The organism is Mesorhizobium sp. M4B.F.Ca.ET.017.02.2.1 (genome assembly GCF_003998955.1).
GTDB classification, from domain to species: Bacteria; Pseudomonadota; Alphaproteobacteria; order Rhizobiales; family Rhizobiaceae; genus Mesorhizobium; species Mesorhizobium abyssinicae.
The window spans coordinates 1-1,486 of the sequence record NZ_RZOF01000603.1; the positions used below are offsets into that span (position 1 = coordinate 1).

The 1,486-nt window shown below is 68.2% G+C and carries 2 protein-coding genes; both read right to left on the reverse strand.

From position 1 onward, the window contains the following. Window positions 1-1,043, reverse strand: a 1,043-nt coding sequence (gene queG, locus EN738_RS34235) for a tRNA epoxyqueuosine(34) reductase QueG (protein WP_127287358.1), incomplete at its 3' end; no start/stop codon positions are given. Next, on the reverse strand, window positions 1,024-1,486 hold a 463-nt coding region (locus tag EN738_RS34240), incomplete at its 5' end, for a glutathione binding-like protein (RefSeq protein WP_145967047.1). The genes EN738_RS34240 and queG, both read right to left, overlap by 20 nt.

The window sequence follows — 1,486 nt, forward strand, 5'->3', positions numbered from 1 at the left end:
AGCCTGGACAGCGCCCAGACGGCCGCGCCTCGCCGCTGGTGCGAGGCGTCGCCCAGCAAGGCACGGACCGCCCCCGCCAGCGCGGCATCGCCCGAATTGCCGGCGGCGATCAGCACATTACGGATGAAACGGTCGCGACCGATGCGCTTGATCGGCGAGCCGGAGAAGAAGCTCCGGAAGGCCGCGTCGTCGAAGCTGAGCAGCTCCGCCAGCTGCGGCTCGCGCAAATCGTCGCGCGCGGCAAGCTTCGCCTCCGAGGCGGCTTGAGCAAACTTGTTCCACGGACAGGCGGCCAGGCAGTCGTCGCAGCCATAGATGCGGTTACCGATCTTGTCGCGGAATTCGCGCGAGATCGGCCCCTTGCTCTCGATGGTGAGGTAGGAGATGCAGCGCCGCGCGTCGAGCCGGTAGGGCGCCGGAAAAGCGTCGGTCGGACAGGCGTCTAGGCAGGCGCGGCAAGAGCCGCAATGGTCCTGCTCCGCCGTGTCGGGCTCCAACTCCGCCGTGGTGAAGATGGTGCCGAGGAACAGCCACGAGCCGTGTTGCCGGCTGACCAGATTGGTGTGCTTGCCTTGCCAGCCGAGGCCGGCGGCTTCGGCGAGCGGCTTTTCCATCACCGGCGCGGTGTCGACGAAGACTTTGACGTCGCCGCCGGCCTTTGCCACGATCTTGCCGGCGATCTCCTTCAGCCGGCCCTTCATAATATCGTGATAGTCGCGGTTCTGCGCATAGACCGAGATCGCGCCGCGGTCGCGCCTTGCCTGCAGCGCACGCGGATCGTGGTCCGGCCCGTAATTCATGGCCAGCACGACGATCGAGCGCACTTCGGGCCACAGCGTCGATGGTTCGGCCCGGCGTTCGATCGTCTCGGCGATCCAGCCCATCGAGCCATGAAAGCCGTCGGCGACGAATTCGGCGAGCCTGGCCGGCGCCAGCGGGATGGCGTCGGGCCTGGTGACGGCGATGGCGTCGAAACCGGCGCGCCTGGCCTCGCCGTCGATCAGCGCGCGCAGGCTTTGCGTCCTAGAAATCGAGGTCCGCATAATGCGACACCGGCGAAAGGCCGCGCACCCGGTCGGACAGAAGTGGCCGGAACGAGGGCCGTGACTTGACCCTTGTATACCATTCCCGCGCCGCGGTGTGCTCGCGCCAGTCGATCTCGCCCAGATAGTCGAGCACCGAAAGTGCGGCCGCCGCCGCGAGGTCGGCATAGGTCACCCTGCTGCCGGCCAGCCAGTGGCGGGTGCCGGCCAGCCAGTTGGTGTACTTCATGTGCTGGCGGATGTTGGCGCGGGCGGCGCGGATCGCCGCCGAATCGGGCGAGCCGCCGCCCGCCGTCTCCGGCATGATCGGCTTCAGCACGCGCTCGCGCACCAGGTGGCGGGTCACCTCGCTCTCGGCCTTGTTCAGGTACCAGTCGGTCAGCCGGCGGATCTCGGCGCGCTCCATCGGGTCCTCGGCGAACAGCCGCTTGTCGCGCTTCAGC